This is a genomic window from Microbacterium meiriae, from assembly GCF_040702565.1.
GTDB lineage: Bacteria > Actinomycetota > Actinomycetes > Actinomycetales > Microbacteriaceae > Microbacterium > Microbacterium meiriae.
This window is the reverse complement of record NZ_JBFBLJ010000001.1, coordinates 34878-47347: the sequence shown is the minus strand read 5'-3', so window position 1 is coordinate 47347 and position 12470 is coordinate 34878. Positions and strand designations below refer to the sequence as shown.

The window sequence follows — 12470 nt, the reverse complement described above, 5'->3', positions numbered from 1 at the left end:
CGTCAGGTGGAGTGCGCTCAGAAGCTCACGAGATGCCGACCACCATATGAGGGCAGGGAGAAGCGAGCGCAACTACCAACTATAGACGCGATCTCACGACATGGCAAGCGCAATCCTTGACCAATCTTCCTTGCTGCGGTATTGGGACGGCCGAGACCCCGCCTTCGCGTCGAAACCCCGCCCTCGCCGCGGGGGCAGGGCGGGGTTTCGACGCGAAACCGGGGTCTCGGGTCAGGACGCGATGTTGAGCTCGTTGCCGGGGATCGAGGCGAGGAGGCGGCGCGTGTAGGGGTCGCGAGGGTTGGTGAAGATCTCCTCCGACGACGCGGCCTCCACGAGCTTCCCGTCCTTCATCACGCACACGTAGTCGCTGATGAGCCGCACCACCGCGAGGTCGTGCGAGATGAACAGGTAGCTCAGCCCGTACTCGCGCTGCAGGTCGCCCAGCAGCCGCAGGATCTGATCCTGCACGAGCACGTCGAGCGCCGACACGGGCTCGTCGCACACGATGAGGTCAGGCGACAGGGCCAGCGCCCGCGCGATCGCCACACGCTGACGCTGCCCGCCGGAGAGCTCGGACGGGTAGCGCCGCAGCATCGACTGCGGCAGCGCGACGTCGTCCAGGAGCTGCCGCACGCGCTTGCGTCGGTCCGCTCCGCTCCCCCGCTTGTAGAACTCCAGCGGCTCCGCGATCAGCCGCTCGATCGTGAACATGGGGTTCAGGCTGGAGTACGGATCCTGGAAGATGGGCTGCACCCGCTGCCGGAAGTCCTTCGTCTCCGCGCGGCTCAGGGTCGAGATGTCCTTGCCCTCGTAGCGGATGAGGCCGCTCGTGGGCTCGATCACCTTGAGGAGCATGCGCGCGGTCGTGGTCTTGCCCGACCCCGACTCCCCCACGATCGCGACGGTCTCGCCGCGCGGGATCGCGAGCGAGACGCCGTCGACCGCGACGAAGTCCTCGTGCTTGCCGCGCACGGGGTACACCTTCGTGAGGTTCTCGATCTCGACGATGTTGCCCTTCGACGAGCTCAGGGACCCGGGGGCCGACGAGCTCAGGGCCCCAGGCTCACGGTGGGTCGCTGAGCCTGTCGAAGCGCCCTCCTCGGTCGCTGACCCAGCCTCCTCCTGGGTCGCTGAGCCTGTCGAAGCGCCCTGCACGAAGGCTTCCGGGCGCAGCCGTGCCACCGCGACCGACGGCGCGGCCTTCACGAGCGACTGGGTGTACGGGTGCTGCGGATCCTCGAGGATCTGCCGCGCGGGGCCCTGCTCGACGACCTTGCCGCGGTGCATCACGATCACCCGCTCGGCCCGCTCGGCGGCGAGCCCGAGGTCGTGCGTGATGAGGAGCACAGCCGTGCCCAGCTCCCTGGTCATCTCGCCGATCTGGTCGAGGATGGTCTGCTGCACCGTCACGTCCAGGGCGCTGGTGGGCTCGTCCGCGATGAGCAGCCGCGGCTTGCACGCCAGACCGATCGCGATGAGCGCCCGCTGCCGCATGCCGCCGGAGAACTCGTGCGGGTACTGCTTCGCGCGGCTCTCCGGATCCGGGAGGCCGGCGGCGGTGAGCGCCTCGACGACCTTGGACTGCACGTTCTGCCGGGTGGCGAGGCCGTGGGCGAGCAGCGTCTCGGCGACCTGGGTGCCGATCTTCGCGACCGGGTTGAGGTTGGACATGGGGTCCTGCGGCACGAGGCCGATGTCCCGTCCGCGGATCGACCGCAACTCGTTCTCGGAGGCGCGGGAGATGTCCCTCCCGTCGAGTCTGATGCTGCCGGCGGCCACCTTCCCTCCGCCCGCGAGCAGCCCGATGATCGCCATCGCGGTGGTCGACTTGCCGGAACCGGACTCGCCGACGATCGCCACGGTCTCCCCGGGGCGGATCTCGAGGTCGACGCCCTCGACGGCGTGCACGACGCCGTCCATGGTGGCGAAGTCCACCGCCAGGCCCTCGACCGACAGCAGGGGCTCGTCCGCCATGCCGTTCTCCTTCGCGGCGCGCACGGCGCCCTCGTCATGGATGTTCATCGTGCCCTCGTCCTCGGGTCCATGGCCTCACGCAGCGCCTCGCCGAGCAGGGTGAAGCCCAGCGCGGTGACGGCGATGCAGATGCCGGGGAGGAACGCCAGCCACGGGGCGATCGCCAGCTCGGCCTGTGCGTACGTGAGCATGCGGCCCCACTCGGCGGTCGCGGGCCCGCCGCCGCCGAGACCGAGGAACGACAGCGCTGCCGCGTCGATGACCGCGGTCGCGAGGGTCAGGGTGCCCTGGACGATGACCGGCCCGATGGCGTTCGGGAGGACGTGCGACATCGTGATCCGGCCGCGGCCGAGGCCGAGTGTCTGCGCCGACAGCACATAGTCGCTGGAGCGCTGTTGGAGCATGGACGCCCGCAGCAGTCGCGCGAAGATCGGCACCTGGGAGGCCCCGATGGCGATCATCACGGCGTACGGCGTCTGCCCGAGGATCGCGGCGATCGACACCGCCAGCAGCAGGTTCGGCACCGACAGGATGATGTCGACGACGCGCATGATGACCGTGTCGACCCAGCCGCCGAACGTGCCGGCGAGGAGTCCGAGGATCATGCCGCCGACGAGACCCATCGCGGTGGAGACGACGCCGATCAGCAGCGACGCCTGCGCGCCCCAGATGAGCTTCGACAGCACGTCGCCGCCGAACCGGTCCAGACCGAGTGGGAACTGCGGCAGCTCGCCCGGGCCAGGGATGTGCGTGGGCGTGATCTCCTTCGCCCCAGGGAGCGCCGTCTCGGGGTACGGAGCGAGGACCGGCGCGAGCACCGCGACGAGCAGGAAGAGGAGCACGATGACGGCGCCGATCCACGCCGTCGGGTTGTGCCGGAGCCGGCGGAAGACGTCGCGCCAGAAGCCGCCGCCGCCGTCCTTGAGGTCGGCCTGGGCGATCGCGACGGTGTCGATGCTGCCGCCGCTCTCGGCGGACGGGCCCTGTGCGGGTGGGAGGGCGATGCTCATGCGAGCGCCTCCTTTCGGATGAGGGAGGAGGACATCACTGCACTCTCACTCTCGGATCGATGAAGCTGTACGACACGTCCACGGCCAGGTTGATGAGGGCGTAGGCGATCGCGATGAAGATGATGAACCCCTGCAGCACCGGGAAGTCGCGCGTGAAGATCGCCCGCGCGAGGAACGACCCGATGCCGGGGAAGGCGAACACCGTCTCGGTGAGCACCGCCCCCGAGATGAGCAGTCCCGTCTGCAGACCGATCGTCGTGATGACCGGGAGCATGGCGTTCCGGAGGATGAACCGGCTGCGCAGGGTGGCGGAGCCCACGCCCTTCGCCCGCCCCGTCCGCACGTAGTCGGCGTTCTGCACCTCCAGCACGCTCGCCCTGGTGATGCGGACGATGATCGCGAGCGGGATGGTGCCGAGGGCGAGCGCCGGGAGGATCAGGTGGAGGATTGCATCCCATGCGGCGTCGAACTCCCCCGTGATGATGCCGTCCCAGACGTAGAAGCCCGTGGGATGGGTCGCATCGATCCGTGGATCCTGCCGACCGTCCGAGGGCAGCCAGCCCAGCTGCACGGCGAAGACGTACTTGAGGATGAAGGCGAGGAAGAACACCGGGATCGTGATGCCGATGAGGCTCAGCACGACCGACGCGTGATCGGTGAACTTTCCGTGGCGACGGGCCGCCCAGTATCCGAGCGGGATGCCGACCCCGATGGCGAAGATGAGCGCCGCGACGCTCAGCTCGATCGTCGCGGGGAATCGGCGGAGGAACTCCTCCGTGACCGGCCGGTTGGTCTGGATGGACGTACCGAAGTCGCCCTGCAGCAGCCGGGTGACCCAGATGAAGTACTGCTCGATGAGGGGCTTGTTGAAGCCGTAGAGCTCGTTGACCCTGGCGATGGCCTCCGGGGTGGCCTTCTCGCCGAGGAGGGCGACCGCGGGGCCGCCGGGGAGGGCCCTGACCCAGGCGAACAGCAGGATGCTGAGCCCGAACAGGGTGGGGATGAGGAACAGCAGTCGCCTGCCGATGGTGCGCAGCACAGAGTTCTCCGTCGATCAGAAGGTACGCCGTGCCCCGGTTCCGCAGGAGCGGAACCGGGGCTCGGCATATCAAATGGTCAGGCCTACTTCGTGAGGACGATGTCCGTGAAGACCTCGTCGTTCACCGGGCTGGCGGGGTAGCTCTCGACGCGCGGGTCGAAGGCGAGCGTCGGCGCCGGGTGCGCGAGCGGGACGCCGGGGATGAACTCCGCGACCATCTCGTTGATGTCCTCGTACAGCGCCGTCTGGTCGTCGAGGTTGGAGACCCCGCGCGCCTCGGTCAGCGCCTGGAACAGCTCCGGGTTGTCGAAGCCCCACTCGGAGCTCTTCTGGCCGAAGAAGACGCCGACGAAGTTGTCGGTGTCGTTGTAGTCGCCGGTCCAGCCGAGCAGGTGGATGCCGTGGTCGGCGGTGCCGGTGGTGCGGTCGAGGTACTCGACCCACTCCTCGGAGACCGGGGTGGTCTCCACGCCGACCTCGGAGAGCTGCGACGACAGGACGGTGTAGATCTGCTCGGGGTCCGGCATGTACGGACGCGAGACATTGACCGGGTAGTTGAAGTCCAGCGCCAGCGGGTTCGCCTCGTCGTAGCCCGCCTCCGCGAGGAGCTCCTTGGCCTTCTCCGGGTCGTAGTCGTAGGTCGTGACCTCGTCGTTGTAGCCGTTGACCACCGGCGGGACGAACTGCGTCGCCTTCTCGGTGCCCTCCGGGAGGACCTGACTGATCAGGGCGTCCTTGTCGATGGCGTAGGACAGCGCTTCACGCACCTTCGGGTCCTGCAACTCCGGGATCGCCTGGTTGAAGGCGAGGTAGAGGATCGTGAACGGGGGACGCGACACCATGGTGAAGTCGTCCTCCTCCAGCGCCTTCGTGTCAGCGGGGCCCACGAGGTCGTAGCCGTCGATGGAGCCCGACTCGAGCGCCTGGCGACGGGCCGTCGGGTCGTCGATGGTGCGGAAGATGATCTCGTCGATCTGGCCGGCCTCGCCCCAGTAGTCGTCGTAGGCCTTGAGCGTGACCTGCTCGCCCGGTGCCCACTCCTCGAACTGGTAGGGGCCGGTGCCGACCGGGTGGCCCATGGCGTACTCGGAGAGCTGCGGGGCCTCGGCGGTGCCGCCGACCTCGTCGGCGCCGAACTCCTGCATCGCCGAGGGGCTCTGCATGCCGAAGGCCGGCAGCGACAGCGAGGCGATGAAGCCGGCGAACGGCTTGTTCAGCTCGATGGTGACGGAGTTGTCGCCGTCCGGCGTGCACGACTTGTAGACCGCGTCCTCCGGGTTGGAGGCGTAGCCCTTGAAGAGCTTGTTGTAGTAGTACCCGAAGGCCTCGGAGGCGGCGAGACCGGTCCAGTTGTACCAGCGGTCGAAGTTGGCACAGACGGCCTCGGCGTTGAACGGGGTGCCGTCCTGGAAGGTCACACCCTCCTTCAGCGCGAAGGTGTGGGACATGCCGTCCTCGGACGACTCCCACGACTCCGCCAGCAGTGGTGCCGGGTCGGCCGTGCCGGGTTCCGTGCCCACCAGACCCTCGAAGATCTGGCGGGAGACGCGGAAGGTCTCGCCGTCCTGCGCGAACGCCGGGTCGAGGCTCGCGGGATCCGAGGAGGCGGCGAAGACGAAGGTGCCGTCGACGTCACCCGATCCTTCCGACCCGTTGTCCCCGCGCTCGCTGGCGACGCATCCGGCGAGTGCGAGAGCGGCGATGGTCGCTCCGGTGACGGCGGCGAGTCCTCGCCGAGGCATGGCTGACTGGTGCATGTGTGTATGACCTTCCCTGTCGGGCGCTTCCTTGCGCGTCTCCGGGCATCGTCGCCGCGGAGACGGTGATTCCTCGAAGGTACCCAGCGGCCCGGCGGATGCCAAGAGTCCGATGTTGCGATCCGGTATCGACGCGGGGCCGCCGTCGATCCGGTAATGTCCAGAACGTGCCGGACACCACTCCCCTCGTCGTGTGCCTGGGCGAGGGCCTGGTCGCCCTCGTCTCCGCCACCGCCGGGCCGCTCGAGACCTGCCGCACGTTCCACCGCTCCCTCGCCGGGGCGGAGTGGAACACCGCGATCGCACTCGCCTCCGCCGGCATCCGGACCGCGGTCGTGTCCCGCGTCGGGGACGACGGATTCGGACGGTTCCTCACCGCCGAGCTCCGTGCGCACGGGGTCGACGACCGCGCCGTCGAGGTCGACCCGGTCGCGCCGACGGGGCTCTACGTCAAGGAGCTCTCGCCGCGGCCGGACGGCGCCGTGGACGGGACCATGCACTATTACCGTGCGGGGTCGGCCGCGGCGGCGCTGTCACCGGGTTCGCTGGAGTCGCCGGTGGCGACGGAGCTGCTCGCCGCGGCAGCCCTCGTGCACACCTCCGGCATCACGCCGGCGCTCTCTCCGTCCGCGCGCGCCGCCCAGGAGGCCCTGGTGGCGGCGCCCCGACCCGGCCGCCTCGTCAGCTTCGATCTCAACTGGCGCCCCGCGCTGTGGCGGGGGCGGGAGGACGAGGGGCGTGCCCTGCTCACCGACCTCGCCCACCGCGCCGACATCGTCTTCTGCACCCGGCCGGATGCCGAGGCCGTGTTCGGGACGAGCGCGCCGGACGACCTGCGGACGCTGTTCCCCGAGCCGCGGTACCTGGTCGTGACCGACCCCGCCGGTGCCGTCGCGTTCGACGGCGCGGAGCGCGCGGCCAGCGACGCCCTCGACGTACCGGTCGTGGAGACGATCGGAGCGGGCGACGCGTTCGCCGCGGGCTTCCTCGCGGGCGTCCTGACCGGTCTGACCCTGGGTGGGAGCCTGGCCCGCGCCCACCGCATCGCGACGCGCGCGATCACCAGCACGCGGGACCACGTCGACTGACCGGGCGACCTCAGTCCGCGTGACGTCCACGCCGCGGCGGGACCGCGTCGTGCGTGCGCTGCAGCGACACCGCGACGTGCTCGCCCCGGTGCTGCACGATCCGCACGAAGAGCACATCGATGAGCGCGAGCTGCGCGATGCGGCTCGACATGGCGGCCATCCGGAACGGCGACTCCTGGGCCTGGCTGAGGAGCACGACGTCGGCGATGGCCGCGAGCGGGGAGTCCGCAGCGCTCGTCACCGCCACCGCGAGCGCACCCGTGGCCCGCGCGACCTCCAGGGCGCGGACCGTCTCGGCCGTCTCGCCGCCGTGTGAGAAGGCGATCGCCACGTCGGCGGACGACCGCAGCGAGGCCGCGGTGATCGCGAGGTGCGGATCGGCCGAGTGGGTCACCGAGCAGCCGATCCGGGACAGCTTGAGCTGGAGATCCTGAGCGGTCAACGACGACGCCGCCTGCCCGAACAGGTCGATGTGCCGGGCGACGACCACCGCCCGCGCGACCCGGTCGAGGGCGTCCGCGTCCAGGGCCCGTGCCGTCTTCTCGATCGCGTCGATCTCCTGCGCGGCGAGCTTCGCGGCGATCGCGGCCGGCCCGTCGTCCCGGTCGATCGCCGTGGAATCGAGTCCGAAGCGGGCCTGCTGCGCCTGTGAGAGGGTGACCGCGCGGGCGACGGCCACCCGGAGTTCCCGATAGCCGCTGTAGCCCAACGACTGCGCGAACCGGGCGACGGTCGAGAGCGAGGTCTGGCAGAGCTGCGCGAGGTCGTTGATCGCGAGGTCCACCACGAGGGTGGGGTCCCCGAGGATCCTCTCGGCGACGCGTCCCTCCGCCGCGCTGAGCTTGGGGAGGGAGCGCCGCACCACGGCCAGAACGTCGTCGTCCATGCGCTGATCCCGTCTCAACCGGCGGCGGTCGTCCTCTGTCGGGGCACGAACCGGCCGAGGAGCGCGTCCCGCGCGGTCTGAGCGCCGAGTCGGCTGGCGGCACCGACCTCGATGGTGGGCAGCGGCAGCGGCTCCTGTACGGGCAGGCCGACGTTCACCACGACCGCTCCCGGATCCCGGAGCGCGGCCCGCTCGATGAGTGCGCGCTGCGCCGGCTCCGCATCCGGCCGGTCCACGAGGACGACCGTCGTGCCGGTCGCCGCGGCGACCTCGTCGATCACGGCGTCCTGCTCGTCCACGGTGCGCGCGGCCACGTCGAGCCGCACCCGGACGCCGTCTCCCGCGAGCGCTTCGGCCACGTAGGAGGCGGCGCTGTCCACCGCGAGCGTCGAGCGACGTCGGGCGTCGATCACCGCCAGGGCGTCGGCGGCCTCGGGTGCGACGCCGGTCAGCGACACGGACCGACGGACGATCTCGGCGGCGTCGAACGCGGCGATCTCCTCGTCCGAGGCATCGCTCGTGCGCAGCCGGGTGGCGAGGGCCGACACCCGCGCGGCGGCCTCCTCGACGCGCTCCCGGGAGAGCGAGCCGTCACGCAGCGCGGCCACGATCCCGTCGCGGGCGGCGAGGAAGTCGCGGCGGTCCTGGTCGGGAAGGGCGGCGTCGCCGGGGTTGGTCGGGTTTCCGATGCACAGGAGGTCGGCGCCGGCGGCCAGAGCGAGGGCGGCGCCTCCTCCCAGCCCGACGGTCTCGCGGATCGCGGCCATGTCCAGCGCATCGGTGATGATGACGCCCCGGAAGCCCCACTCCCGCAGCATGCCGAGCACACGCGGGTTGAGGGTGGCCGGCTGCGCGCCCCACGCGGGAACGACGATGTGCGCGGTCATGATCGCGTCGACGCCCGCCTCGACGGCCGCCCGGAACGGCTCGAGGTGCACGCGCTCGTACTCGGCCACGTCGAGCGCGATCTCGGGAAGCGCGTGGTGCGAGTCGAGGTGGGTGTCGCCGTGACCGGGGAAGTGCTTGACGCACGCGGCGACGCCGCCGTCCTGGATGCCGTCGACCGTGGCGACGACGTGGCGCGTCACCAGCGCCTCGTCGGATCCGAACGAGCGCACGCCGATGACGGGGTTGCGCGGGTCGGTGTTGACGTCGGCGACCGGACCGAGCACCACGTTCGCACCGACGGCGCGCACGCGACGGGCGAGTTCCGCGCCGGTCCGCTCCGACGCGACCACGTCGTCGAGGGCACCGAGCTGCGCGGCGCCGGGAAGGGTCGAGCCGCTCCCGGACTCCAGCCGCGTGACGCTGCCGCCCTCCTCGTCCACGCCGATCAGGGCGTCCGGGTTCGCGTCGAGGATCTGCGCACTCAGCGCGGGCAGTCCCTCTCCGACGTTCTGTCCGAAGTACACGACTCCGGCCAGGCCGTCGCGCAGCTCCTCCACGAGCCAGGCGGGCGCCGTGGTGCCGAGGAACCCGGGCCAGAGCACGCCGTTCGCGAGGCGCTCGAGCTCGTCGGTCATCCCTTCACCGCTCCCGCGACCATGCCGGCGGAGAGCCGGCGCTGCACGATGACGAAGAAGATCATGACGGGCACGGTGATGATCGTGGAGGCGGCCATGATGCTGCCCCAGTCGTTCGAGTACAGGCCGAAGAACGACTTGAGCCCGATCGAGACCGTGTACTGGTCGGTCTGCGCGCCGAGGATCGTCATGGCGAAGATGAACTCGTTCCACGCCGTGATGAAGCTGAAGATGCTCGTCGCGACGAGGCCGGGCATCACCAGGGGCAGCAGGATGGAGCGGAACATCCGCCACCAGCTCGCGCCGTCGATGTAGGCGGCCTCCTCGAGCTCGACCGGGACGGCGGCGACGAAGCCGCGCAGCATCCAGATGCCGAACGCGAGCGACAGCGCCACGTAGACCACCATGAGGCCGATGATGCTGTTGAGCAGACCGAGGCTCTTCACCTGGAGGAACAGCGGGATGACTAGGGCCTCGAGCGGCACCATCTGCACCACGAGGATCATCATCAGGACCGTGGTGCGGAACTTGAAGCGGAACCGCGCCACGGCGACCGCCGCGAGCAGGCAGACGATCGCGCTGACGAGCACCGTGACGAGGGCCACGATGGCGGAGTTGCGCAGGTAGGTGCCGAAGCCGCCCTCGGTGAGCACGAAGGCGAAGTTGTCCCACGTGAACTCCTGCGGGAGGAGCGACTGCCCACCGCTGGAGGCCTTGCCGTCGAACGCGCTGGAGACCATCCAGTAGACGGGGAACAGCGTGAAGATGAGGACGGCGGCGACGCCGATGCCGAGTCCGATGCGCGACCGGAGCCTGGGGCGGGGGTTCACAGCTCGTCCTCCTTCATGAGGGAGCGGATGTAGACGATCGTGATGCCGATCAGCACGAGGGTCAGCAGCACCGCGAGCGCGGCGCCGAACCCGTAGCGGTTCTGACCGAACGACTCCACGTACGACCACACGCCGAGGTTGAGCACCTGACGGTTGCCGCCGCTGCCGCCGGGCATGAGGTAGACCTGCGCGAAGACCTTGAAGTCCCAGATCGTCGACAGGATGATGACGACGGAGAAGACGGGCTTGAGCGTCGGGAAGATGATCTTCCAGAAGCGGCGCCACGCGCCGGCCCCGTCGAGCGCCGCGGCCTCGAGCATCTCCTTCGAGACGCCCAGGAGGCCGGCGAGCACGGTGATGGCCACGAACGGGAAGCCGTGGTGGACGACGTTCAGCAGCACGATCGCGTAGAACGACCACTGGTTGGTGAACCAGTTGACCTGACCGTCGATGAGGCCGAGGTCCTGCAGGACGCTGTTGAAGATGCCGCGGTCGGCATCGAAGATGAAGGTCCAGACGTACGTGCCGGTCACGGCGGGCATCGCCCACGCGACCATGATGCAGCTGGAGACGATGGTGCGCCACACGGTGCCCAGCCGCGCCAGCAGCAGCGCCACGAGGGTTCCGAGTGCGACGGTGGTGAACACCGCGACGGCCGCGAAGCCGACCGTGTTGGGGAGCACCACCGTCCACAGGGTCGGATTGGTGAGCGCCTCGGTGTAGTTGTCCAGCCCGATCCAGTTGCTCTCACCGGTGTTGATCTCGCGCAGACCGTAGTCCTGCAGCGAGTAGAGGAACACCTGCACGAGCGGCCAGAGCATCAGCCCCGCGAGGATGATCAGCCCGGGGGCGAGGAGGAGCCAGGGGCGGGCCGTGACGATCGAGAGACCCCGACGCTTCCGGCCGCCGGCCACGGAGGCAGAGGAGGGCTCCGCCTTCGTGGCCGGCAGTGGCGCTTGCACCATCGACATGGAAGGAATGGTTCCTTACTGGTTGAGCAGTTCGGTCATCTCGGCAGCGGCGTCCTTCGTCGCGGTCGCGACGTCCTTCTGCCCGCTGAGGATGGCCTGGATCATGGCGTTGGTGGTCTTCTTCGCCTGCACGGCGCCGAAGTTCGGCGTGACCGGGACGGACGCGCCGCCGTCGACCATCTGCTCGGCGAACGGTGCGACGAGCGGGTCGGTCGAGGCGAGGGCCTCCTCCATCGCGGACTGGACGCCAGGGAAGTAGCCGGTCTCGTCGGACCACTGCTCGGCGAACTCACCGGTGGTCATGAGCTTGACGAACTCCCACGCGAGGTCGGCGTTCTTCGTGGTGTTGAACACCGACAGGTGCGAGCCGCCGAGCACGGAGGGCGCGATGCCGCCGTCCTGCCCGGGGATCACGGCGGCGCCGATCTTGCCCTCGAGCTCGGGGTTGGCCTCGATGAGGGCGTTCGGCGTCCAGGAGCCGGAGAGCATCATCGCGACGTTGCCCTGCGTGAAGGCGTCCCGGAGGTCGGTCTCCTTCCACGTGGTCGCACCGGCCGACGAGAAGCCGTGCTCGGTGGCCAGACCCGTGTAGAACTCGATGCCGGCCTGCGACTCGGCGCTGTCGAGCTCGCTGGTCCAGGTGTCGCCGTCCTTCGTGGCGATCTCGCCGCCGGCGCCCCAGACCCAGGGGTAGACCTGGAACTCGGCGTCGCCCGCGACGGGGAAGGGCAGCATGTCGGGCTTGGCGGCCTTGATGGCTTCACCCGCGGCGACGATGTCGTCCCAGGTCTTCGGAGCCTCGAGACCGAGCTCCTCGAACACGTCGGTGCGGTAGACGATGGAGCGGACGCCGGCGTACCACGGCATGCCGTACAGCTCCTTGTCGTAGGTGCCGGCGACGGCGAGGCCCTCGACGAGGTCGTCGCGCAGGCCGTCCTCCGCGTCGACGTACTCGTCGAGCGGGAGGAGCGCGCCGGCGTCGGCGAACTCCGCGGTCCAGGTGGTGCCGGTCTCGGCGATGTCCGGGGTCGTGCTCCCGGCGATCGAGGTCACGAAGCGGTCGTGGGCGTCGGCCCACTGGATCTCCTCGATGGTGACCTTCGCACCGGTCTCCTCCTCGAAGGCCTCCGAGACCTTGTCGTAGAAGGCGGTCGCGTCGGGGTTGGTCCCCTTCATGATCCAGACGGTCAGCTCCTGGCCCTCGCCGTTGGTCGAGCCGTTGTCACCGCTGCCGCCGGCACAGCCGGCCAGAGCGATCGTGGCGACGGCGCCGAGCGCCACCGCCGGAAGAATGCGCTTGTGCATGGGGGGATCTCCTCTTTGAAAGTCCAGGTGTGCATCGGGTGCGTACCGGGGATAGGAAAAAGTATTCACGACTAACTAATTCCC

Annotated in this window: 10 protein-coding genes; 1 reads left to right on the top strand and 9 read right to left on the bottom strand. The window is 69.6% G+C overall.

Annotated features, from left to right (window positions below; all coding sequences use genetic code 11):
• Window positions 1-231 precede the first annotated feature (231 nt).
• From AB0310_RS00225 to AB0310_RS00210, 4 genes are all read right to left on the bottom strand, one after another.
• On the bottom strand, window positions 232-2025 hold the full coding sequence (locus AB0310_RS00225) for an ABC transporter ATP-binding protein (protein ID WP_366236338.1): 1794 nt from the start codon (window positions 2023-2025) through the stop codon (window positions 232-234).
• Window positions 2022-2987, bottom strand: coding sequence for an ABC transporter permease (locus AB0310_RS00220; protein ID WP_071327550.1), 966 nt, complete (start codon window positions 2985-2987; stop codon window positions 2022-2024). Before AB0310_RS00220 ends, AB0310_RS00225 begins: the two co-directional genes overlap by 4 nt.
• Before the next feature lie 34 nt (window positions 2988-3021).
• On the bottom strand, window positions 3022-4026 hold the full coding sequence (locus AB0310_RS00215) for an ABC transporter permease (RefSeq protein WP_060922593.1): 1005 nt from the start codon (window positions 4024-4026) through the stop codon (window positions 3022-3024).
• An 83-nt stretch (window positions 4027-4109) separates the two neighbouring features.
• Window positions 4110-5783: an ABC transporter substrate-binding protein gene (locus AB0310_RS00210; RefSeq protein ID WP_187663358.1), complete on the bottom strand. Its 1674-nt coding sequence runs from the start codon at window positions 5781-5783 to the stop codon at window positions 4110-4112.
• Between the two features lie 167 nt (window positions 5784-5950).
• Here AB0310_RS00210 and AB0310_RS00205 point away from each other — a divergent pair, with 167 nt between their 5' ends.
• Window positions 5951-6871, top strand: a complete 921-nt coding sequence (locus AB0310_RS00205; RefSeq protein WP_366236337.1) for a sugar kinase — start codon at window positions 5951-5953, stop codon at window positions 6869-6871.
• Between the two features lie 10 nt (window positions 6872-6881).
• Here the strand turns inward: AB0310_RS00205 and AB0310_RS00200 are convergent, their stop codons facing one another.
• Genes AB0310_RS00200 through AB0310_RS00180 form a run of 5 tightly spaced genes read right to left on the bottom strand, consistent with a single transcriptional unit; the run spans window position 6882 to window position 12386 of the window.
• On the bottom strand, window positions 6882-7757 hold the full coding sequence (locus AB0310_RS00200) for a MurR/RpiR family transcriptional regulator (RefSeq protein WP_366236336.1): 876 nt from the start codon (window positions 7755-7757) through the stop codon (window positions 6882-6884).
• A gap of 14 nt (window positions 7758-7771) precedes the next feature.
• Window positions 7772-9280: a glycoside hydrolase family 3 protein gene (locus tag AB0310_RS00195; RefSeq protein WP_366236335.1), complete on the bottom strand. Its 1509-nt coding sequence runs from the start codon at window positions 9278-9280 to the stop codon at window positions 7772-7774.
• Window positions 9277-10110: a carbohydrate ABC transporter permease gene (locus tag AB0310_RS00190; protein WP_187663354.1), complete on the bottom strand. Its 834-nt coding sequence runs from the start codon at window positions 10108-10110 to the stop codon at window positions 9277-9279. The genes AB0310_RS00195 and AB0310_RS00190 overlap by 4 nt, the downstream gene beginning before the upstream one ends.
• Window positions 10107-11081 carry a carbohydrate ABC transporter permease gene (locus tag AB0310_RS00185; protein WP_366236334.1) on the bottom strand — a complete coding sequence of 325 codons (975 nt, stop codon included), beginning with the start codon at window positions 11079-11081 and terminating at the stop codon, window positions 10107-10109. The genes AB0310_RS00190 and AB0310_RS00185 overlap by 4 nt, the downstream gene beginning before the upstream one ends.
• Window positions 11082-11096: 15 nt before the next feature.
• Window positions 11097-12386 carry a sugar ABC transporter substrate-binding protein gene (locus AB0310_RS00180; protein WP_366236333.1) on the bottom strand — a complete coding sequence of 430 codons (1290 nt, stop codon included), beginning with the start codon at window positions 12384-12386 and terminating at the stop codon, window positions 11097-11099.
• Window positions 12387-12470: the final 84 nt, after the last annotated feature.

Bases quoted from the DNA above. Each gene is read 5' to 3' on its own strand.
- AB0310_RS00225 (WP_366236338.1), bottom strand. From the start codon at position 2,025: ATGAACATCCATGACGAGGGCGCCGTGCGCGCCGCGAAGGAGAACGGC.
- AB0310_RS00220 (WP_071327550.1), bottom strand. From the start codon at position 2,987: ATGAGCATCGCCCTCCCACCCGCACAGGGCCCGTCCGCCGAGAGCGGC.
- AB0310_RS00210 (WP_187663358.1), bottom strand. From the start codon at position 5,783: ATGCACCAGTCAGCCATGCCTCGGCGAGGACTCGCCGCCGTCACCGGA.
- AB0310_RS00200 (WP_366236336.1), bottom strand. From the start codon at position 7,757: ATGGACGACGACGTTCTGGCCGTGGTGCGGCGCTCCCTCCCCAAGCTC.
- AB0310_RS00195 (WP_366236335.1), bottom strand. From the start codon at position 9,280: ATGACCGACGAGCTCGAGCGCCTCGCGAACGGCGTGCTCTGGCCCGGG.
- AB0310_RS00185 (WP_366236334.1), bottom strand. From the start codon at position 11,081: ATGTCGATGGTGCAAGCGCCACTGCCGGCCACGAAGGCGGAGCCCTCC.
- AB0310_RS00180 (WP_366236333.1), bottom strand. From the start codon at position 12,386: ATGCACAAGCGCATTCTTCCGGCGGTGGCGCTCGGCGCCGTCGCCACG.